This is a genomic window from Sphaerisporangium dianthi, assembly GCF_042654065.1.
GTDB lineage: Bacteria > Actinomycetota > Actinomycetes > Streptosporangiales > Streptosporangiaceae > Sphaerisporangium > Sphaerisporangium dianthi.
On the sequence record NZ_JBHSFP010000021.1, the window covers coordinates 34,989 to 54,060 of the forward strand.

21 protein-coding genes are annotated in these 19,072 nt (G+C 70.6%); 15 read left to right on the forward strand and 6 right to left on the reverse strand.

Translation table 11 applies throughout. The annotated features are described in order from the left end of the window. Positions 1-32 precede the first annotated feature (32 nt). The 4 genes from ACFO60_RS25970 (at position 33) to ACFO60_RS25985 (ending at position 4,596) form a co-directional block, all read left to right on the forward strand. Positions 33-1,394: a sugar transferase gene (locus ACFO60_RS25970; protein WP_380844764.1), complete on the forward strand. Its 1,362-nt coding sequence runs from the start codon at positions 33-35 to the stop codon at positions 1,392-1,394. Between the two features lie 40 nt (positions 1,395-1,434). Then, positions 1,435-2,310: an inositol monophosphatase family protein gene (locus tag ACFO60_RS25975; RefSeq protein ID WP_380844767.1), complete on the forward strand. Its 876-nt coding sequence runs from the start codon at positions 1,435-1,437 to the stop codon at positions 2,308-2,310. A gap of 23 nt (positions 2,311-2,333) precedes the next feature. Then, entirely contained in the window at positions 2,334-3,248 is a 915-nt protein-coding gene (gene cysD / locus ACFO60_RS25980; RefSeq protein WP_380844447.1) for a sulfate adenylyltransferase subunit CysD, read from the forward strand. 85 nt (positions 3,249-3,333) lie between these two features. Further along, positions 3,334-4,596 carry a sulfate adenylyltransferase subunit 1 gene (locus ACFO60_RS25985; protein WP_380844450.1) on the forward strand — a complete coding sequence of 421 codons (1,263 nt, stop codon included), beginning with the start codon at positions 3,334-3,336 and terminating at the stop codon, positions 4,594-4,596. Positions 4,597-4,721: 125 nt separating this feature from the next. Here ACFO60_RS25985 and ACFO60_RS25990 read toward each other — a convergent pair whose 3' ends face one another. The 3 genes from ACFO60_RS25990 to ACFO60_RS26000 form a co-directional block, all read right to left on the reverse strand. Beyond that, entirely contained in the window at positions 4,722-5,165 is a 444-nt protein-coding gene (locus tag ACFO60_RS25990; protein WP_380844453.1) for a type II toxin-antitoxin system VapC family toxin, read from the reverse strand. Then, positions 5,135-5,377, reverse strand: coding sequence for a ribbon-helix-helix domain-containing protein (locus ACFO60_RS25995; protein ID WP_380844456.1), 243 nt, complete (start codon positions 5,375-5,377; stop codon positions 5,135-5,137). Before ACFO60_RS25995 ends, ACFO60_RS25990 begins: the two co-directional genes overlap by 31 nt. A gap of 300 nt (positions 5,378-5,677) precedes the next feature. Then, positions 5,678-6,235, reverse strand: coding sequence for an ATP-binding protein (locus ACFO60_RS26000; RefSeq protein WP_380844459.1), 558 nt, complete (start codon positions 6,233-6,235; stop codon positions 5,678-5,680). Positions 6,236-6,471: 236 nt separating this feature from the next. Here ACFO60_RS26000 and ACFO60_RS26005 point away from each other — a divergent pair, with 236 nt between their 5' ends. The 8 genes from ACFO60_RS26005 (at position 6,472) to ACFO60_RS26040 (ending at position 12,563) form a co-directional block, all read left to right on the forward strand. Next, entirely contained in the window at positions 6,472-7,308 is an 837-nt protein-coding gene (locus tag ACFO60_RS26005) for a helix-turn-helix domain-containing protein (RefSeq protein WP_380844462.1), read from the forward strand. Continuing rightward, positions 7,296-7,508, forward strand: coding sequence for a DUF397 domain-containing protein (locus tag ACFO60_RS26010; protein ID WP_380844465.1), 213 nt, complete (start codon positions 7,296-7,298; stop codon positions 7,506-7,508). Before ACFO60_RS26005 ends, ACFO60_RS26010 begins: the two co-directional genes overlap by 13 nt. 171 nt (positions 7,509-7,679) lie before the next feature. Continuing rightward, positions 7,680-8,000: a TetR-like C-terminal domain-containing protein gene (locus ACFO60_RS26015; RefSeq protein WP_380844770.1), complete on the forward strand. Its 321-nt coding sequence runs from the start codon at positions 7,680-7,682 to the stop codon at positions 7,998-8,000. A gap of 547 nt (positions 8,001-8,547) precedes the next feature. After that, positions 8,548-9,168: a TetR/AcrR family transcriptional regulator gene (locus ACFO60_RS26020; protein WP_380844468.1), complete on the forward strand. Its 621-nt coding sequence runs from the start codon at positions 8,548-8,550 to the stop codon at positions 9,166-9,168. Next, positions 9,165-9,365, forward strand: a complete 201-nt coding sequence (locus ACFO60_RS26025) for a ferredoxin (RefSeq protein ID WP_380844471.1) — start codon at positions 9,165-9,167, stop codon at positions 9,363-9,365. Before ACFO60_RS26020 ends, ACFO60_RS26025 begins: the two co-directional genes overlap by 4 nt. Before the next feature lies 1 nt (position 9,366). Beyond that, a complete protein-coding gene (locus tag ACFO60_RS26030) occupies positions 9,367-10,638 on the forward strand; it encodes a cytochrome P450 (RefSeq protein WP_380844474.1) in 1,272 nt (423 codons plus the stop codon). 222 nt (positions 10,639-10,860) lie between these two features. Beyond that, the gene (locus ACFO60_RS26035) at positions 10,861-11,463 is read left to right on the forward strand and encodes an RNA polymerase sigma factor (RefSeq protein ID WP_380844477.1); all 603 of its coding nucleotides are present in this window, start codon (positions 10,861-10,863) and stop codon (positions 11,461-11,463) included. After that, positions 11,451-12,563, forward strand: coding sequence for an LCP family protein (locus tag ACFO60_RS26040; RefSeq protein ID WP_380844480.1), 1,113 nt, complete (start codon positions 11,451-11,453; stop codon positions 12,561-12,563). The genes ACFO60_RS26035 and ACFO60_RS26040 overlap by 13 nt, the downstream gene beginning before the upstream one ends. A gap of 177 nt (positions 12,564-12,740) precedes the next feature. Here ACFO60_RS26040 and ACFO60_RS26045 read toward each other — a convergent pair whose 3' ends face one another. Then, positions 12,741-13,601, reverse strand: a complete 861-nt coding sequence (locus tag ACFO60_RS26045; protein WP_380844483.1) for a nitroreductase/quinone reductase family protein — start codon at positions 13,599-13,601, stop codon at positions 12,741-12,743. 579 nt (positions 13,602-14,180) lie between these two features. Here ACFO60_RS26045 and ACFO60_RS26050 point away from each other — a divergent pair. Genes ACFO60_RS26050 through ACFO60_RS26060 form a run of 3 tightly spaced genes read left to right on the forward strand, consistent with a single transcriptional unit; the run spans position 14,181 to position 16,968 of the window. After that, complete coding sequence (locus tag ACFO60_RS26050) at positions 14,181-15,140, forward strand: sulfotransferase (protein WP_380844486.1); 960 nt, start codon at positions 14,181-14,183, stop codon at positions 15,138-15,140. Further along, entirely contained in the window at positions 15,137-16,033 is an 897-nt protein-coding gene (locus ACFO60_RS26055) for a glycosyltransferase family 2 protein (protein ID WP_380844489.1), read from the forward strand. Before ACFO60_RS26050 ends, ACFO60_RS26055 begins: the two co-directional genes overlap by 4 nt. Continuing rightward, positions 16,033-16,968 (forward strand): WecB/TagA/CpsF family glycosyltransferase, encoded by a 936-nt coding sequence (locus ACFO60_RS26060; protein WP_380844492.1) that lies wholly within the window; start codon positions 16,033-16,035, stop codon positions 16,966-16,968. The genes ACFO60_RS26055 and ACFO60_RS26060 overlap by 1 nt, the downstream gene beginning before the upstream one ends. Positions 16,969-16,977: 9 nt before the next feature. Here the strand turns inward: ACFO60_RS26060 and ACFO60_RS26065 are convergent, their stop codons facing one another. Further along, the gene (locus ACFO60_RS26065; protein ID WP_380844495.1) at positions 16,978-18,324 is read right to left on the reverse strand and encodes a sensor histidine kinase; all 1,347 of its coding nucleotides are present in this window, start codon (positions 18,322-18,324) and stop codon (positions 16,978-16,980) included. Beyond that, positions 18,321-18,971 carry a response regulator transcription factor gene (locus tag ACFO60_RS26070; protein WP_380844498.1) on the reverse strand — a complete coding sequence of 217 codons (651 nt, stop codon included), beginning with the start codon at positions 18,969-18,971 and terminating at the stop codon, positions 18,321-18,323. The genes ACFO60_RS26065 and ACFO60_RS26070 overlap by 4 nt, the downstream gene beginning before the upstream one ends. Between the last annotated feature and the right edge of the window lie 101 nt (positions 18,972-19,072).

Genomic DNA, 19,072 nt, shown 5'->3' on the forward strand with positions numbered 1-19,072 from the left:
CTTCCCTCCCTCGATGGGTGCGGCGCTACCGCATGTGCGCCATGGCGGGTGATCTCGGGTGCGGGCTGCTCGCGGGCGCGACGGCGATCGTGGTGCGGTTCGGCGAGGTCACGCCGTATGTCGCGCCATACCTCCTGCTCAGCCTGGTGATGCCCGTGCTGTGGGTGGCCGCCGTGGCGCTCAACCGGGCCTACGAGGCGCGGCTGGTGGGCGTGGGGTCAGAGGAGTTCCGCCGCATCACGCAGTGCGGGTTCTTCCTCACCGCCGGGGTGGCGATCGCGTCGTACGTCACCAAGACCGACCTTGCCCGCGGGTACGTCGTCCTCGACCTGCCCCTCATGACCGGTCTCACCCTGTTCGCGAGGTACGCCTTACGGCTCCGCTTACACGTCATGCGCGCACGAGGGCTGTGCATGCGCCGGGTGGTGGCCGTCGGCCACCGGGCGTCGACCGCCGATCTGGTGCGTCGTTTCCGGCGCGAGCCGTACCACGGCATGCACGTCGTCGGAGTGTGCCTGCCGCGGGGCGACGCCTCGGGCGTCGTCGGGGGCGTCCCGGTGCTCGGTGACTTCTCGGACGTCCCGCTGGTCGTCGGCCAGGTCGCGGCGGACACCGTGGCCGTTCTCGCCTGCCCCGAGCTCGACGGCACCGCCCTTCGCCGGCTGGCCTGGCGACTGGAGAAGACCCGCACCGACCTCGTCGTCGCCCCGGCGCTCATGGAGGTCGCCGGGCCGCGCACCACGATCAGGCCGGTGGCGGGGCTGCCGCTGCTGCACGTCGAGCATCCCGAGCTGTCCGGGGTCCGCCAGTTGCTCAAGAACCTCTTCGACCGGGTCGTCGCGGGCCTGGTCATCGTCGTCCTCGCCCCCGTCCTCGCCGTGCTCGCGGCGGCCGTCCGGGCGAGCGGCCCCGGGCCCGCGCTGTTCCGGCAGACGCGGGTCGGCAGAGACGGCGTGGAGTTCACCATCCTCAAGCTGCGCACGATGAGCCCGGACGCCGAGCGGCGCAAGGTCCACCTCGTCAGCGACGGCGACGGCGTCCTGTTCAAGATCAGGGAAGATCCTCGGGTCACTCCGCTCGGAGCCTTGTTACGGCGTTACTCTCTTGACGAGTTGCCCCAGCTGTTCAATGTGCTTCGCGGCGACATGTCCCTCGTCGGGCCGAGACCGCCGCTCCCCGCGGAGGTCGCCGGGTACGGGGACGACGTCCGGCGGCGGCTGGTGGTCCGTCCGGGCATGACGGGCCTGTGGCAAGTCAACGGCAGGTCTGACCTTTCCTGGGAGGAATCGGTACGGTTGGACCTGCGTTATGTCGAGAACTGGTCTCTCACTTTGGATCTACAAATCCTGTGGAAGACCTGGTCGGCCGTGGCACGTGGCTCGGGCGCTTACTAGCCTGAGGTGACCGATTACCCGGGTGCGCACCAGGAAGGGCATCGTGACGATACGCGACGACCACGCGCTCGCCAGAGATCTGGCGGCTGAGGCCGGTGAGAGGCTGCTGGCCCTGCGGTCCCGTGAGGGGTTCGGCGACCCGGTGGCGCTGCGCCACGCGGGCGACCACGAGTCACATGACCATCTGATCGAGTCGCTGTCCCGCCTGAGGCCGAGCGACAGCGTCCTGTCCGAGGAGGGCACGCGCGAAGAGCGGCTCGATCCCCGCCGGCAGGCCGCCGAGCGTGTGTGGATCATCGACCCGCTCGACGGCACCCGCGAGTTCGGCGAGGAGGGCCGCGCCGACTGGGCCGTCCATGTGGCCCTCTGGCAGCGCACGTCCGGCGGAGCCCTCGGCGCCCCGGCGACGGGCGTGGGCTCGTCCGCCGATCCGGCGGCAGGCGATCCGGTCGCCGGCGGGCCGCTCGGTGGTGGCGGCGGTGCCGGCGGGCTGGTCGCCGGGGCCGTGGCGCTGCCCGCTCAGGGGGTCACGCTGAGCACGGCGTCCCCGCCCGCGCTTCCCGCCCCGCGCGAGGGCCGCATCCGCATCGCGGTCAGCCGCACCCGCCCGCCCGAGTTCGTCAGGAAGCTCGCCTACCTCGTCGGCGCCGACCTCGTGCCGATGGGCTCGGCCGGCGCCAAGATCGCAGCGGTGATCACCGGTGAGGTCGAGGCGTACGTCCACGGCGGCGGGCAGTACGAATGGGACTCCGCCGCCCCCGTGGCCGTCGCGCTGGCCGCCGGAGCCCACGCGAGCCGCATCGACGGGTCGCCGCTGATCTACAACCAGGAGAACCCTTCATTGCCGGATATCCTGGTCTCCCTACCGGATCTGGCGCCAACGTTGCTCGCCGGCATCCGCGACGTGCACCGTTAGGGCCCACACCGGAGGAAGAGCAGATGCTCCAGAGCGATTACACGACATCGCAGCTCGATGTGCTCGAAGCCGAGGCCATTCACATCATGCGCGAGGTCGCGGCCGAGTTCGAGCGTCCGTGCCTGCTGTTTTCCGGCGGCAAAGACTCCATCGTCATGCTGCGCATCGCCGAGAAGGCGTTCTGGCCGGCGCCGATCCCGTTTCCGCTGATGCACGTCGACACCGGGCACAACTTCCCCGAGGTGATCGAGTTCCGTGACCGGCGGGTCGCCGAGCTGAGCGCCCGCCTGGTCGTCGCGTCCGTCCAGGCGTCGATCGACGCCGGCCGGGTGGCCGAAGAGACCGGCCGGCGGGCCAGCCGCAACCGGCTGCAGACCACCACGCTGCTCGACGCCATCGAAGAGCACGAGTTCGACGCGGTGTTCGGCGGCGCCCGGCGCGACGAAGAGAAGGCCCGCGCGAAGGAGCGCGTGTTCTCCTTCCGTGACGACTTCGGCCAGTGGGATCCGAAGAACCAGCGTCCCGAGCTGTGGAACCTCTACAACGCGCGCATCCGCAAGGGCGAGCACATCCGGGTCTTCCCGCTCTCCAACTGGACCGAACTGGACATCTGGGACTACATCCGGCGCGAGGGCATCGAGATCCCGTCGATCTACTACGCGCACACCCGCAAGGTGTTCGAGCGCGACGGCATGCTGCTCGCCGACGCCGACGTGGTCAACCGCGGCGACGACGAGCCGGCCTACGACACCGTCGTGCGCTACCGCACCGTCGGCGACATGACCTGCACCGGCGCCGTCGAGTCCACCGCCGCCACGGTGGAGGAGATCATCGCCGAGATCGCCGCCACCCGCATCACCGAGCGGGGCGCGACCCGCGCCGACGACCGCACGTCAGAGGCCGCCATGGAGGACCGCAAGAAGGAGGGCTACTTCTGATGCCCCTTCTCGTCGCAGCCCAGGGCACGTCCTTCTCGCGGTCCGCGCGCACGGCCCGCCGCACAATCGATGGAGAGCAGTTCTGATGGACATCCTGCGTTTCGCCACTGCGGGTTCGGTCGACGACGGCAAGTCCACCCTCATCGGACGGCTGCTCTTCGACTCGAAGGCGATCTTCGAGGACCAGCTGGAGGCCGTCGAGCGCACCAGCCGTGACCGCGGCACCGAGTACACCGACCTGTCGCTGCTGACCGACGGCCTGCGCGCCGAGCGCGAACAGGGCATCACCATCGACGTGGCCTACCGCTACTTCGCCACGCCCAAGCGCAAGTTCATCATCGCCGACACCCCGGGCCACATCCAGTACACGCGCAACATGGTCACCGGCGCGTCCACCGCCGACCTGGCCGTCGTGCTGATCGACGCGCGCAAGGGCGTCGTCGAGCAGTCGCGCCGCCACGCGTTCCTCACCACGCTGCTGCGAGTGCCCCACCTGGTGCTGGCGGTCAACAAGATGGACCTGGTCGACTACGGCAGAGACCGCTTCGAGGAGATCCGCGAAGAGTTCACCGCATTCGCGGCCAAGCTGAACGTCTCCGACCTCACCTTCATCCCGATCTCCGCCCTGCACGGCGACAACGTCGTGACCCGGTCGGAGAACATGCCGTGGTACCAGGGCACCTCCCTGCTGCACCACCTGGAGAACCTCCACATCGCCTCCGACCGCAACCTGGTCGACGTGCGGTTCCCCGTGCAGTACGTCATCCGCCCCCAGCGGGCCACCGACCCGGCGTTCCACGACTACCGCGGCTACGCCGGCCAGGTCGCGGGCGGCATCCTCAAGCCGGGCGACGAGGTCATGCACCTTCCCTCGGGCCTGACCACGCGCGTCGCGGCCATCGACTCCTTCGACGGCCCCGTCGAGGAGGCCTTCTCGCCCATGTCCGTCACCCTCCGCCTGGAGGACGACATCGACATCTCGCGCGGCGACATGATCTGCCGCCCGCACAACCGGCCGGAGGTCGCCCAGGAGCTCGACGCGATGGTCTGCTGGATGACCGACGGCCTCAAGCTCGGCCCGCGTTCCAAGCTGGTCATCAAGCACACCACCCGCACGGCCCGCGTGCTCGTCCGCGACCTGCACTACCGGCTGGACGTCAACACCCTCCACCGCGACGAGTCGGCCGGGTCGCTCGGCCTCAACGAGATCGGCCGGGTGTCGCTGCGGGTCACCCAGCCGCTCTTCGTCGACGACTACGCCAGGAACCGCATGACCGGCGGCTTCATCCTGATCGACGAGGCCACCAACGGCACCGTCGGCGCCGGCATGATCGTCGACGCCCGCTGACCCTGCCTTGTCGCACGTGATCGGTCTTGGGCGACGGTGACGGTGACGGTTGCGGGCACTTCGGTGCTCGTAGCCGTCACCGCCCCTCGCACAGGCCATCCGGCATGACCGCGTCTCACGCTCCGCTATGGCAGGAGTGTCATCACCATGGCGTGACGGGGACGAACGACGGTGAAGTGCCGACGATCCAAAGTGGCGATGTCGGTGATGCCAAGTCGTTCAGCACACGCGAGAACCGAAGCGTCCGCGGTGCCCAGGGGGAGATTGCGGTAGGTGGAGACGAGTTCCGCCATCCGAAGCCAATCCGATGGATGCACCGGCTGGACCGCGAAGATGCCTCGAGCGAAGTCTCCGAGGAATTTCACTTCTGCTTCGGCGCCGAGACGAGTCGAGATGAGGTAAGCCGCCTCCGCCACCACCAAGGTAGGGACGATCAGCGGGCCGGGATGGGATTCAAGTAGCGTGAGACAGGGTTTGTGATGCTTGTCGTCCGCATCGACATAGGCGTACAACGGTCCCGCGTCTACGACGAGAGCGCCTATGACGCCTCCCGATGGCGCCGCGCCCACTCGCGGTCGAGGATTTCATGGATCCGTTCGGAGATGTCGTCTTCTCCGCTGTGGCCTGCCCCGGCCGCAAGCAACTGCCGACGCCCATCACCGGGCAGGTGAGCCATTATGGCCTCGCGAGTCCACTCGGACACCGTCATGCCCCGCCGCTCCGCTTCATGTCGCACGCGGGCATCAAGATCATCTGACAGTTTAATGGTGGTGCGTTTCATGTATGCCAGCATACCCATGTTACTGATCGCTGACATGATGTAACGCAAAGTAAATGAATGTCGCCGGTTCGGCGAGCCGGTCCAGGGGGTGAACAAGCTCGTGCTGGGCAACGCGGCGTCGCCATCGTCGGCATACGCATGCGCGGCGCGGAGATCTTCAGGGTGAGCACCGCAGCGCGCCCTGCCTGCGTGCTGGATTCTGTTCGCCCGTGGGGCGCGGTCGGTATGGCTGGAGTACTCCGGTGACGGATCGCGCCGCGTCTACGAACGCGTCGGCTTCCAGCCCGAGGGCACCCGCCCCTATATGTCGCTCGAGGTGACGGCAGAGATCGACTGCTCGGCCGGCGGGTAGGGGGCGCCCGGCGGGCGCGGCGCCTCCAGGTGCTCCGGGGCGATCTCGCACCAGACGGTGCGGCCGAGGCCGTCCGCGTTGGGATGGAAGCCCCAGCGGCCTCGGGAGAGCATGTCGACGATGGCCAGGCCGCGCCCGCCCTCGGCGAGAAGGAACGCCGGGTCCGCCGGAATGCTCTCCGCGAGGAGCGCGACCGTGTCCGGGCGGACGCGGGGCGTTCCAGCGGTGAGGCCTCTGTCGGTGACCTCGACCCGTACCCGGTCGCCGTCGTCGCACTCCGACACCCGGAGCACCAGAGGCTCGGAGCCATGCTCGTCGGCCCCCTGAGCGCTGACCCCATGCCGGCCATGACGGACGGCGTTGGTGACCAACTCGCTGACGGCCAGCCGTACGGGCTCGTAGGCCGGATGCGCTTCCCCCAGCCAGGCATGGACGGCGGCGCGGGCACGCGAAGCCGATTCAGGACTATTCGGCAGGCGAAGCTCTTTCAGCGTTTCCGGTGCCATCGGCGGGCCTTTCGCCGGTCGTTTATGTCTGCATTCTCGTTTCACCCGGCCGGGTCGGCCGGGGCGCCGCCATGAGGTCGGCGCGGTCCTCACACCGTGGCAAAGAACAAGGAGTCGTTATGGCGATTCGGCGTTCGCACTGTGTTCACAATCGTGTGAACCTTCTGGCCGAAGTGTGCGAACCCCCAGCATGATGGCGTTGACGCGCCGGTCGGCGACGGGAAAGGAGTTCGGCGATGAGCACCCCCCTGGAACCGGATCCGTCCATATCTCCGCGCATTCAATTCGGTACAGAACTGCGCAAATTCCGACTTTCTTCGGGGTTCACCCAGCGGCGGCTCTGCGATGCGATTCATCTGTCGGTCAGCCAGCTCAGCATGATCGAGAACGGCCACCGTGCACCCACCATGGATCTGGCGCGGCGGGCGGACGAGATCCTTGGTCTTGGCACCACGCTCACCGGCTTCCTCGACCGCCTCAACCGCGCCGCCGCCCAACTACCCCGCTGGTTCCGCCCCTGGCTCGACTACGAACGCGAAGCCGAGGCCCTGCGCATGTGGGAGCCGCTCATGGTTCCCGGCCTCCTCCAAACCGAGGCCTACGCCCGAGCCATTTTGAGCCGCAAGCCCGGCATCACCGGCGAGGATGTGGAAGAGCAAGTCCGAGCACGAATGGACCGACAGAGCATTCTCGAACGCACCGTTCCTCCAATGCTCTGGGTCATCCTGGAGGAGGGCGTCCTCCATCGTGCCGTGACGGAAGCCGAGGTGATGCGAGGGCAAGTCGAGCACCTTATCTATATCAGCGAGAACCCTCATATATCCCTTCAGATCCTTCCTTTCAGCGCTTGCAGCGTGGTTGGCTTGATGGGTGGCTTCGTCATCGCCGACATGCCGAAGGGATCGCCTCCGGCGGCTTATATCGAATCCCAGAGCACAGAAGACCGGGTGAGCGACCGGTCGAATGAGGTCCAAGGTTTGGCGCTCAGGTACGACCTGATTCGAGCGGACGCACTGCCACGTTGCGAGTCCCTGAAAATGATCAAGGAGATGATGCGGAGATGGGCGGCGTGATTCAAGGACCCGGGGCCGTGCAGTGGTGTAAATCCACGTTCTCCGGTGACGACGGCAGTAATTGCGTAGAGGTGGCTCGCCTGCAGAGAGGCCTGAGAGGAGTGCGCGACAGCAAGGATCGTGCTCGACCGGCACTGGTCGTCGACGCGGAGGCGTGGGCTGCCTTTCTCGGGCTGGTGAAGGCCGGCCGTCTCGGCTGAACGGCGGCCGGTACTGGTTGCTCGCCGTATGACGGCGCCGATTTCGCCGTACCCCGTCCCGCCGACCCGGCGCCGATTGGGGGCCTCACCCCAAGCGAGGGGGAGAGCCACCTGACGGGATGGGGGAGGCGTCCGACGGGATGGGGGCGTCCGACGGGGTGGGAGAGCCACCTGACGGGATGGGGGAGGCGTCCGGCGGGATGGGGGAGGCGTCCGGTCCTCGGCGAGACCGGCCGTGACCCCGCCGTGGCCGACCTCGTTCGCACGAGCATGCGCGACCGGATGGCGCGCACCTGGGCGGTCTACGACCGGGCGATCGGGCGCGGCGAGCTCCGCCCGGACGGTGACCTGTGGCTGCTGACCGACCTGTTCGCCGGGCTGGTGGCGTACCGGGGACTGCTCGGCCTGGAACTTCCCGACCCCGACGAGGTCGTCCGCTCCCTGCTCCACGGCTTCGCGGCGGCGACGGATGGCCGGCGTCACGGGACCTGAGAGCGGAAGACCTCGCCGGCCTCGCGGGTGGACGGCCGGTCCGTGCCGGCCGGCGGCGCCTGATCGGGACCTTGGCCGGTCCGTGCCGGTCCGTGCCGGCCGGCGGCGCCTGATCAGGACCTTGGCCGGAGACGTGGTGCCCACGTGGCCCTTTCCGGTTCCCGTGAAGCCGTGCACCTTGGCCGGGCGGTCGCCCGAGGCCGCGTCATGCCGATTCGTCGATGACCGTAGAGAGGATTGAGCAGGACAGGGCAGGCGGTCGTCGCTCAGCCGTTCCGCGGCGGCCGCCTGCTCATCCGCCGTCATGGGGTGCTCGCAGACGACAAGGACGTCGATGTCGCTGCGCCGCGCGTCGAAGCCGCCGAGCACCGCGGATCCATGGAGGTAGACGCCCACCAGGCGCGAGCCGAGCACCGCGGCCATCGCGGACGCGACGTCGCCGATGTAGTGGTCCGACAGAGAATCCATGATCTGGACTATAGGAATGCCGTACGAGCGCGGCGGCGTAGCTCTTGACGAATGAAATGAACGATCATTTACTTTCTGGGTGGGGCGAATCGCGGGCGTCACCGCCGCCGAGACCCGGGAACGGCTGCTGCGCGCGGCGGCGGACGTGTTCGCCGCGCGCGGGTACGACGGCACGCGCGTGGCCGACATCGCCGCGGCCGCGGGGGTGAGCAACGGCGCGCTGTACGCGCACTTCGGCTCCAAGGCCGAACTGCTCGTCGCCGCGCTCCGCGCCCATGGGCCCAGCCTGCTCGCCGACCTGCTGGCCGCCGAACCCGGCCTGTCGGTCACCGAGCTGCTCGTCGCCATCGGCCGCCGGCTGCCCCGCCGGCGCGAGACCCGCGGCTACCTCATCGTCGAGGCGCTGGTCGCGGCCCGCCGGGACGAGGACGTCGCCCGGCCGATGCGCGACTACATCGACGAGCGCTCCGGCTGGCTCGCCGGGCTGGTGCGCGTCGCCCAGGCCGGCGGCGAGCTGGACCCCGCGCTGGCGCCCGGCGCGTTCGCCCACTTCTGCCTCCTGCTCGCGATGGGCAGCGCGCTCGTCACCCCCGACCTGCACTCGGTCGACGACGCCGAGTGGAACGCGCTGCTCGCCCGGGTCGTGGCGGCACTCATCCCTCCCGAAGACACCACCGCACAGAGCGGAGCACCGCAGTGAGAGTGCAGTTGGACCCCGCACGTTGTCACGGCCACGGCCGCTGTTACGACCTCGCCCCCGAGGTGTTCTCCGAGGACGGCGAAGGCTATGGGCACGTCATCGCCGGCGGCGTCGTACCGCCTGATCAGGAGCACGACGCCCGGCTGGCCGTGGCCAACTGCCCCGAACGCGCCATCGACATCGTCCAGGAGAGCTGACATGACCGTCGACGACCGCTTCGCGCGGGACTACCGGGAGACACGGGCGGACCAGTCCCTCGGCACCCGCAACGAGATCATCACCGGTCCGGTCTCCGACTGGGCGACCGACTTCTCCCACCTTGAGCCCGAGTGGGCCGCCGACCCCTATCCCATCCAGGACGACCTGCGGCAACGCTGCCCGATCGCGCACACCGGCCGGTTCGGCGGCGGCTGGCTGCCCACGCGCTACGAGGACGTCGCCGCCATCGCCTACGACACCGAGCACTTCTCCTCGCGGGCGGTCGTCATGAGCAACTTCCGGCCGCCGCGCGAGCTGGCGCCGGTGGGCGGCACGCCGCCCATCTCCTCCGACCCGCCGTTCCACCACGACGCGCGCAAGCTGCTGCTCCCGGCGTTCACCAAGAGCGCGGTCGTCAAGCGCGAACAGGCGACCAGAACGTTATGCCACTCGCTCATCGACGCGTTCGAGGGGCGGGATGTCGTCGACGCCGCCCACGACTACGCGCAGTACATCCCGATGCGGGTCATCGCCGACATGCTCGGCTTCCCGATCGAGGACGCGCCGCTGTTCCGCGAGTTCATCGAGAACACGCTCGAAGGCGTCAACCTGCCGCCGGAGGAACGGTCGGCGCGGATGGGGAGCCTGTTCGACTACCTGCTCGCGCAGATCCGCGACCACGTCGACAACCCGCGCGACGACCTGACGAGCTACCTCATCGACGCCGAGTTGTACGGCCGCAAGCTCGAACCCCCGCACGTCGCCGGCACGATGGCCCTGCTGCTCGTCGCCGGCATCGACACGACATGGAGCGCGATCGGCGCGTCGCTGTGGCACCTCGCGAAGACCCCGCGCGACCGCGAGCGCCTGGTCGCCGAGCCCGCGCTGCTGCCCACCGCGATGGAGGAGTTCCTCCGGGCCTACGCGCCGGTGACGATGGCGCGGCTGGTGAGGGAGGACGTGGACTGGCGCGGCGCCGACATGAAGGGGGACGACTGGGTCCTGCTGTCGTTCCCGGCCGCCAACCGCGACCCGTCCCAGTTCGAGCGGGCGGACGAGGTCGTCATCGACCGCGAGGTCAACCGGCACGCCGCGTTCGGTCTCGGCATCCACCGCTGCGTGGGCTCGCACCTCGCGCGCATGGAGCTGCGGGTCGCCCTGGAGGTCTGGCTCGAGCGGATCCCCGACTTCAGCCTGCACGACCCGGCCGCGGTCACCTGGTCCACCGGGCAGGTACGCGGGCCGCGCGCCCTCCCACTCCGCATCGGCTAGGGTCCCTCCGCTCTCCTCGCGATGCCATCGGCCGGCGTCCTCTTCCCCTCCCCGCCCGCATCGGCCGGGGTTCCCTTGCCCTTCGCCCGCATCGGCCGGTGTCCTGTCCCCTGTGCGCTCCCGGGGCCGCAGGGGAGGGCGTGAACTCCTGCGGGGACTTGTGGCGATATATCCGCGACAAGTCCCCCATGGGAAGGCCGGCTCGATGCCATGGTGCCGACGATGAGCGCTCCCCCCACCGCCGGGAGCATCCTGGACTCGGATCTGATCGCCGAGTCCAGAGGGCGACCTGAGGCGTTCGCGACGCTCTTCGACCGTTATGCCGCGATGCTCTACCGGTACATCTCCCGCCGGCTCGGTCCCGAGGTGGCCGAGGACCTGGTCGGCGAGACGTTCCTGGTCGCCTTCGGGCGCAGGGACCGCTACGACCTGACCTACGCCGACGCCCGGCCCTGGCTGTTCGGCATCGCGACCAAGCTGATGTCCCGGCATCACCGCTCCGAGGCGGCCCGCTACCGCGCCTTGACGCGCACCCCCGTGGACGCCGTGGTGGAAGGCCACGCGGAGCAGGTCGCCGGCGAGGTGACCGCGAGGGCGTCCAGGTCGGTGCTGGCCCCGGCGCTCGCGAGCCTGTCCCAGGGCGACCGTGACGTCCTCCTTCTGATCGCCTGGGGTGACCTGTCGTACGAGGAGGTCGCCCAGGCCCTCGGCATCCCGATCGGCACGGTCCGCTCCCGCCTCAACCGCGCCAGGCGCAAGGTGCGCGCCGCCCTAGGCGACATCAACCCGATGCAGGAGCAGGAGGAGCGGCCATGGACGACCTGAAGGTGCTTCGCGACTTCGGGCGCGGCCTGGAGCACGAGCCTCCCGCGACGCTGGCCCGGCAGCGCCGCCGGCTTCTCGACGCGGCCACCGCCACCGCCTCCGCGGACGCGGGAGCGGCAGCGGGTCCTGGTAGGCGCCGGCGCTTTCCCGGGGCGGGCCGCCCGCGGCGCCGGATCGGATGGGCGGCACTGGCCGGGGTCGCGGCGGTCACCGCCGCGCTGGTGGTCGTGCCGACGGTGCTGCTCCGCGGCACGACGCCCGCCGGCTCCACCGTGGCCGCGCCCACATGGCACCGGCCGGCGAAGCAGGACGGCGTGCTGAACGTGCTCGTCGTGGGCTCCGACGAGCGGCCCGCCCCGAAAGGCGCCCCTGGCCTCTCTCTTGGCGAGCGGAGCGACGTCATGATCCTGGTGACCGTTCCCGAGGACGGCAGGAAGATCAGCGCGGTCAGCCTGCCGCGGGACTCCATGGTGCGCATCCCCGCCTGCCAGTCGCCGGACGGGACGACCGCTCCCGCCCGCACCGACATGATCAACTCGGCGTTCACGACAGGGGGCCTGCGCTGCGCCTGGAAGACCGTCGAGAGCTTGACCGGCGTCCGTGTGGACCACGCGGTGGAGATCCGCTTCTCGGGGTTCAAGGACATTGTCGACGCGCTCGGCGGGGTGGAGATCACGCTGCCCATGGCGGTGAAGGACCCCAAGTCCAAGCTGGACCTGCCGGCAGGCCGGCACCTGCTCAACGGCGAGCAGGCCCTGGCGTACGTGCGGACCCGCTACGCGCTGGGGGCCGGGTCCGACATCCCGCGGATCAGGCGGCAACAGGTCCTCATGGCCTCTCTGCTGGACAAGATCCTGCACATCGGCGAACCGGACAGGCTGCGGCTTCTGTTCCAGGCTGTGCGCAAGTCCGTCATCACCGATGTCGACCTGGACCTCGGCACTCTCCTCACCGTCTTGCAGGGCGCCCAGCCGGGCAGCACCGATCCCGTCCGCTTCTTGATCGTGCCCGTGCGGCCTTACCCTGCCGACCCCCACCGCCTCGAATGGCTCCAACCGGACGCCGGCCGCCTGTTCGCCCAGCTCAGGGGCGGCGGCTAGGCGAATGAGCGATCAGCACGCGCGTCGTCGGACGTACCCCTGAGCCGACCGGCGCGCTGTCCGCGGACGCCGGCCGGCGCGCTGTGCACGGACGTGTTCCGGCCGGTCGCGGTACGGCGGCGCCGGTCCCGCCGTACCGCGACGGTTGGAGCGTGGGCAGGGGCGGTCGGAGGACGGTCAGGGGGTGAAGGCGTGCAGGACGGGGAGGAGGTGCTCCTCCTCGTTGTCCAGGTGCGCCTCGACCTCGGCGGTGAGCCGCTCCACCTCGGCGAGCACGGTCGCCGGGTCGGCCCCTGCCCCGCCCTCGGTCCCGGCCTCGGCCCCGTCGCCCGAGAGCAGCTCCTGCAGCTCGTCGACCAGCCGCTTGATCGTCTGGTGTTCCTCCCGTAGCCGGGCCAGCGCCGAGGACAGCTCCGGATGCCGCTCGCCCAAGGTCGGGAACATGTACGCCTCCTCGATCGAGTGGTGGTGGTGGAGGCCCTGGCACACGGTCAGGCAGTTGACCCGCAGCTGCGCCCCGAGGCTCCGGCCCGACGCGGCGACCTCCTTGCGTACGAGCGCGAGTTCGCGGCGGAAGGCGTCGTGGACGGCCTTGAGGAAGTCCGCGGGAGAGCCGGCGACGGGCGGCGGGCCGATGGGGTGCAGGGCGACGACGGGGATCACCCGGGCCGTCTTGGCCTGGTAGGCCGCCCAGCCCGGGTTCGCCTCGGCCGCCCGGGCGAAGACGCGGTCGCGCTCCTCGCCCTCCAGCGCGATGGCGTCCGCTTCGTAGGTGAAGATCCCGTCCTCGACGGTGACCCTCGGGTTGGCGAGCAGGTTGTGGTACCAGGCCGGATGGGACGGGGCCCCGCCGGCCGAGGCGATGATCAGCTGGCGCTCGCCGTCCGGCAGGTAGGCGACCGGGGTCGTGTGGCTGGCCCCGGTCCTCGCTCCGGTGGTGGTCAGCAGGAGGAGCCGCCCCCCTCCGAAGGGGCCGCTCACCTGTCCGCGGTTGGCTCGGAACTCCTTGATGATCTGCTGGTTGAAGTCTTCGGGCATGCTCGGTTCTGCTCCTGGCGTGAGTGTGCCCGCGGGCGCGCCGCGGGGATGGGGGCCGGCGGACCACGACGTGACCGGCGGCGAGAGCGCGTCCGTCGAAGGCGACGGGTGCGCGTCCGTGGCCGACGGCGCGTGGAACCGCGGAATGGGGTGGAACGGTGGGACGTCACCGCGCGCGAGGTCCGGCCCCGGACCGGCAGGTCATCGCCGATGGGTCAAGGGCTGAAGCGACTCGTGAAAAGGGCGGCGCTCGATGCCGCTGGAAGGGGGGACGACGCGCGGGGCGCGATCAGATGATCAGGCGCGGCCTGTTGAGTGTGAACTCACGACATCATCCCCTATAGGTCGGGTGCGGCCCGCACGCCGACCGTTTGGTCCGTCGTGCCGACAACACGCCGATCATTACAGTTCGTCCCCACGATCCTTGTCAAGGGAGGCGCTGGGCCCGCCTTGGGAGAACCGGGAGCAGCAGGTAGATCCTTTACTGTTTCGGCATCCGATGATTACTCTCAGCGATAATGTCGGCACGTTATGTATCGGCCTTTCCCTCGGGGGTCCGTCTCAGTGACTGTTCGTGTGGTGTTCATAGGTGGGCTGGGACGCAGTGGCACGACCCTGCTCGAGCGGATGCTCGGTGAGACGCCCGGCGTCACACCTCTCGGCGAGGTCGTCCACCTGTGGGAACGCGGGGTCTGCTCGCGTGAGCCCTGCGGGTGCGGTGAGCCGTTCACCTCGTGCCCCTTCTGGCGCAGGGTCGGCGTCCGAGCGTTCGGAGGGTGGTCGCCGGGGCTGGCCGACCGCGTGCTGACGCTGCGGCGCCGGGTCGACCGCACGCGGCACATCCCCGCCCTGGCGAGCCGCCGCTGTCGCATCGACCTCAGCGGCTACACCCGGGCGTACTCCCGCGTCTACGAGGCGGCCGCGCAGGTCGCCGCCCGCCCGGTCGTGGTCGACTCCAGCAAGCACGCCTCGCTCGCGTTCTGCCTGAGCACCTCCCCGGTCGTGGACCTCAGCGTGGTCCACGTCGTCCGCGACCCCCGCGCGGTCGCCCACTCCTGGGGCCGGCGCGTCGACAGGCCTGAGAACGGCGCCCGCATGACCCGGTGGCGGCCGTGGCGCACCTCCCTCCACTGGGTCGTGCAGAACCTCGCCTTCGAGCTGCTCGCACGCCGCGGCGGCACGGTGGTCCGCGTCAGGTACGAGGACCTGCTGGCCGATCCGCGCTCGGTGCTGGCCGCGCTGCTCGCCCACCTGCGGCTCGACGGGGGCGATCTGGCGTTCCTGCGTCCCGGGCTCGCCGAGCTCTCAAAGACGCACACCTGCGCCGGGAACCCGATGCGCTTCACCGCCGGCCCGCTGCAGCTCAGCAGGGACGACTCCTGGAGCGACCACCTGGCCCGGCGGCACCGGTGGCTGGTCACCGCGCTGACCTGGCCGCTGATGCTCCAGTACGGCTACCGCATGCGCGAGCGGCGCGCCGCCGAACCGGTGCCGGGGGCGTGGATCGCCGCCGGTGTCGCGGCTCAGGAGTGCCGATGAGCCCATCGGTCGGCGTGGTCATCCCCACACGCGGCGACCGTCCCCATCTGCTCCACGCCGCGGTGGACGCCGTCCTGGCGCAGAGCAGTCCGCGGGCCGCGGACGTCGTCGTGGTCGTCGACGGCCCGGCGCAGGTGGCGGCGGTCGCCGGGCAGCTCACCGCCGGCGGGGCGCGGGTGGTCGCCAACCGTTTCAGCCCCGGGCTGCCCGGAGCACGCAACACCGGCATCTCGGCGCTGGGCACCGATCTGGTGGCCTTCTGCGACGACGACGACGTGTGGCTGCCCGGCAAGCTGACCGCCCAGCTCGCGGCGCTCGAGGCCGCTCCGGGCGCCGAGTTCGCCGGCTGCGCCATCGAGGTCGAATACGGCTCGCGCCGCGTCGTCCGTCTCGCCGGCACCGACCAGGTCACCAAGGGGCATCTCACCCGTTCACGCATGGTGATGGTGCACTCATCGACGTTCCTGTTCAGGCGCGGGTCGATCTGGCCCGACGAGAGCGCGCCCGGCGGGCAGAACGAAGACTGGGATCTGGCGCTGCGCGCCGTCGGCCGCCATCCGATCGCCTATGTCGACCGGCCGTTGGTGCGGGTCCGCTGGGGCGGCTCGGCTTACGCGACGCGCTGGGCCGACCGCATCGCGGGCCTCGAGTGGATGCTGGCCCGTCACCCCTACCTGGTCACCGACCCGCGCGGCGCCGCGCGCATCTACGGCCAGCTCGCCTTCCACCACGCGGCGCTGGGGCGGCGCGCGGCGGCGTGGCACTGGGCTCGCCGCGCGTTCGCCGCCCGCTGGGGCGAGCCGCGCGTGCCCATCGCGCTCGCGGTCGCGCTGGGCCTGGTCCCCGCCGACACGATGCTCGGCCTGCTGCACACCCGAGGGCACGGCATCTGATGGCACGGCATCCTCTGCCGGCACGGTCCCCGATCGCGCCCCGCGGGCGTTCCGGACGAGCCCTCGCCGCCGCCGCCGCCGACGCCGACATCGACGCCGACGCCGTCACCGGCAGCGCCACCGGTGCCGGTGTCGCGGCGCGAGGGAGGGTCACGGTCGGGGGCGTCGCGGTCGACACCCTCACCGAGCAGGCGGTGGTCGGCCACGTCATCGCCGCACTGCTGCAGGGGCGAGGCGGGCATGTCGTCACCCCGAACGTCGACATCTGCCGGGCCTGCTCCCGCGACCCCGAGGTGCGGGCGATCGTCGCGGGGGCCGACCTCGCGGTGCCCGACGGCATGCCGCTGGTCTGGGCGTCCAAGCTGCTCGGAACCCCGGTACCCGAGCGCATCACCGGGGCCGACCTGATCTGGTCTCTCTCGGAGGCGGCGGCGTCCGGCGGGCTGTCCGTCTACCTGGTCGGAGGGCCTCCCGGCGTCGCCGTACGCGCGGCCGAGGTGCTGGGCGACCGCTACCCGGGGCTGCGCGTCGCGGGGGTGGTGTCCCCTCCGTTCGGGTTCGAGACCTCAGCGGAAGGCCTGGCCGCCGTACGCGAGGCATTGATGCGGGCACGGCCCGACCTGGTCTTCGTCGGGCTGGGCTTCCCCAAGCAAGATCGCCTCATCGGGCTCCTGCGGGGCGATCTGCCCCGGGCGTGGTTCATCGGCTGCGGCTCGGCCATCGGCTTCGCCGCGGGGTCGATGCGGCGGGCGCCCGAGTGGATGCGACGTTCCGGCCTCGAATGGCTGTTCCGCCTGGCCGCCGACCCAGGACGGCTCGCCCGCCGTTATCTGGTCGACGACCTCCCCTTCGCGCTGCGCCTGCTCACCGTGTGCCTCCTCCGGCACGCCGCCCGCAGGCTCCGGCGAAACCACCGAGAGGCCGATGGCCTGTGAGGTGGTGTGCTAGGAGGTGCGCACGGTGGTCTGCTGGGGTGCGTCGGTGGACGTGGGGCGGGCGGCTCCTGCCGGCAGCGTGATGGTGACGGCCAGCCCGCCCTCGGTGTTCGGCGCCGCCGTGACCGTACCGCCGTGCGCGCGCACGATGGACCGGACGATGGCGAGGCCCAGACCGGTCGATCGGGATCCTGCGGCGCGCCCGGACGCCAGCCGCTGGAACGGCTCGAACAGCCGGTCGACCTCCGCCGGAGGGATGACGTCGCCAGTGTTGCGCACCGTGACGAACGCTTCCCCGCTGCCGTTGGCCATGTCGTGACCGCCGGCCATGTCGTGACCGTTGGCCGCGCCGCTGCCGTTGGCCACGGCGTGACCATCGGCCGTGCCACTGCCGTTGGCCGTGCCGTGGCCGGTGACCACCTCGACCCAGCCGCCTTTCCGGTTGTGCCTGATCGCGTTGTCCACCAGGTTGCGCACCAGGCGTTCGAGCAAGACAGGGTCGCCGTCGACGGCAGCGGGGCGCAGGTCGGTGGTGACGTCCAGGCCGGCGCGCTCGGCCTCGTCGTCCGCCTCGCTCACCGCGACGGCCGCCGCCACCGCCAGGTCGTGCGGCTCGCGGGCGATGACGCCGCTGTCGCTGCGGGCCAGTGCCAGCAGGCCGTCCAGCAGACGTTCGGCCTGCCCGGCCGCGATCAGCGCGCGCTGCGCCATGGCCTCCCACTGGGCGGGCGTGCTCTCCCTCTTGGCCAGCAGCACCTCGGCGCCGGTACGGACGATCGCGAGCGGGGTGCGCAGCTCGTGCGAGGCGTCGGCGACGAACCTCCGCTGGCTGTTGAAGGAGGCCTCCAGCCTGGCCACCATCGCGTCGAAGGTGTCGGCCAGTTCCTTGAGCTCGTCGCGCGGCCCGGTGAGCGCGACGCGCTCGTGCAGCCGGTCCTGGGAGATCCGCCGGGTGGCGGCGGTGAGCGTCCGCAGCGGCCGGAGCATCCGCCCGGCGACGACCCAGGAGACCCCGAGCCCCACTATGGCGGTGATCGCCAGGGCGATCGCCGAGGTCCCGGCGGTGTTCAGCAGCGTGCCGGCGCGCAACCGGTCGAGGTCGGCCTGCTTGACCTCGTCGTACCCGTCGAGGTCATCGGCGCCGGACTTCTCGTCCCTCAGCGACGAGCCGTCCACGGTCGAGGCGTCGCGCGTCGCCCCCGCCGGGGGGAGGGCATCGGCGCTGCCGGTATAGAGGCTCTGGTAGAGCAGGGCATAGTTGAGCGCGAGCAGCGCCGCACACGTCGCCACGAGCACGACCGCGTACACCAGGGTCAGCCGCAGCCGGATCGACGGGTGCTCGCCGAGCGGCCTCACAGCCGGTATCCAGCGCCGACGACGGTCTCGATCAGCGGTGGGTCGCCCAGTTTGCGGCGCAGCCGGGCGATGGTGACCCGCACGGTCGCGGTGAACGGGTCGGCATGCTCGTCCCATGCCCGTTCGAGCAGGTCCTCGGCACTGACCACGGCGCCGTCGGCGCACATCAGGATCTCCAGCACGGCGAGCTCCTTGGTGGTCAGCGGGATGACGCGGCCGTCTCGGGTGACGACGCGCCGTGCGGTGTCGAAGGTCAGTCCTGCGCGCCGTAGGACCCGTGGAGCGTTGTTGGCCCGGCGGGCCAGCGCGCGTATGCGCAGCACCAGCTCGTCGAAGACGAACGGCTTGGCCAGGTAGTCGTCCGCGCCGAGGATCAGGCCGGCGACCCGGTCCGCCGCCTCACCCGCCGCGGTGAGCATGAGGATGCGGGCGTCGGCGCCTCCCGCGGCCAACGCGGTGCACACCTGGTCGCCATGGACGAGCGGCAGGTCGCGGTCGAGCACGACCACGTCGTACCGGTTCGCGCCGGCTTTGTGCAGGCCGTCGAGCCCGTCGGCCGCGAGGTCGACCGCGATGCCCTGATCACGCAGTCCGTCGGCGACCTGTTCGGCCAGCAGCACCTCGTCCTCGATCAGCAGCACTCGCACTCGTACATCCTCCTTGTCCGGAGTCTCCGCGATCGAGCATTACACCCGTGTTACAGGCGCTGTGACAGGGGCGTTGCCGGAATCCTGCTCCACTGGGCCGA

Bases quoted from the DNA above. Each gene is read 5' to 3' on its own strand.
- cysD (WP_380844447.1), top strand. From the start codon at position 2,334: ATGCTCCAGAGCGATTACACGACATCGCAGCTCGATGTGCTCGAAGCC.
- ACFO60_RS25985 (WP_380844450.1), top strand. From the start codon at position 3,334: ATGGACATCCTGCGTTTCGCCACTGCGGGTTCGGTCGACGACGGCAAG.
- ACFO60_RS26000 (WP_380844459.1), bottom strand. From the start codon at position 6,235: ATGGCACCGGAAACGCTGAAAGAGCTTCGCCTGCCGAATAGTCCTGAA.
- ACFO60_RS26035 (WP_380844477.1), top strand. From the start codon at position 10,861: ATGAGCGCTCCCCCCACCGCCGGGAGCATCCTGGACTCGGATCTGATC.
- ACFO60_RS26005 (WP_380844462.1), top strand. From the start codon at position 6,472: ATGAGCACCCCCCTGGAACCGGATCCGTCCATATCTCCGCGCATTCAA.
- ACFO60_RS26060 (WP_380844492.1), top strand. From the start codon at position 16,033: ATGGCACGGCATCCTCTGCCGGCACGGTCCCCGATCGCGCCCCGCGGG.
- ACFO60_RS26030 (WP_380844474.1), top strand. From the start codon at position 9,367: ATGACCGTCGACGACCGCTTCGCGCGGGACTACCGGGAGACACGGGCG.
- ACFO60_RS26040 (WP_380844480.1), top strand. From the start codon at position 11,451: ATGGACGACCTGAAGGTGCTTCGCGACTTCGGGCGCGGCCTGGAGCAC.
- ACFO60_RS26010 (WP_380844465.1), top strand. From the start codon at position 7,296: ATGGGCGGCGTGATTCAAGGACCCGGGGCCGTGCAGTGGTGTAAATCC.
- ACFO60_RS25970 (WP_380844764.1), top strand. From the start codon at position 33: ATGTGCGCCATGGCGGGTGATCTCGGGTGCGGGCTGCTCGCGGGCGCG.
- ACFO60_RS25995 (WP_380844456.1), bottom strand. From the start codon at position 5,377: ATGAAACGCACCACCATTAAACTGTCAGATGATCTTGATGCCCGCGTG.
- ACFO60_RS26045 (WP_380844483.1), bottom strand. From the start codon at position 13,601: ATGCCCGAAGACTTCAACCAGCAGATCATCAAGGAGTTCCGAGCCAAC.
- ACFO60_RS26055 (WP_380844489.1), top strand. From the start codon at position 15,137: ATGAGCCCATCGGTCGGCGTGGTCATCCCCACACGCGGCGACCGTCCC.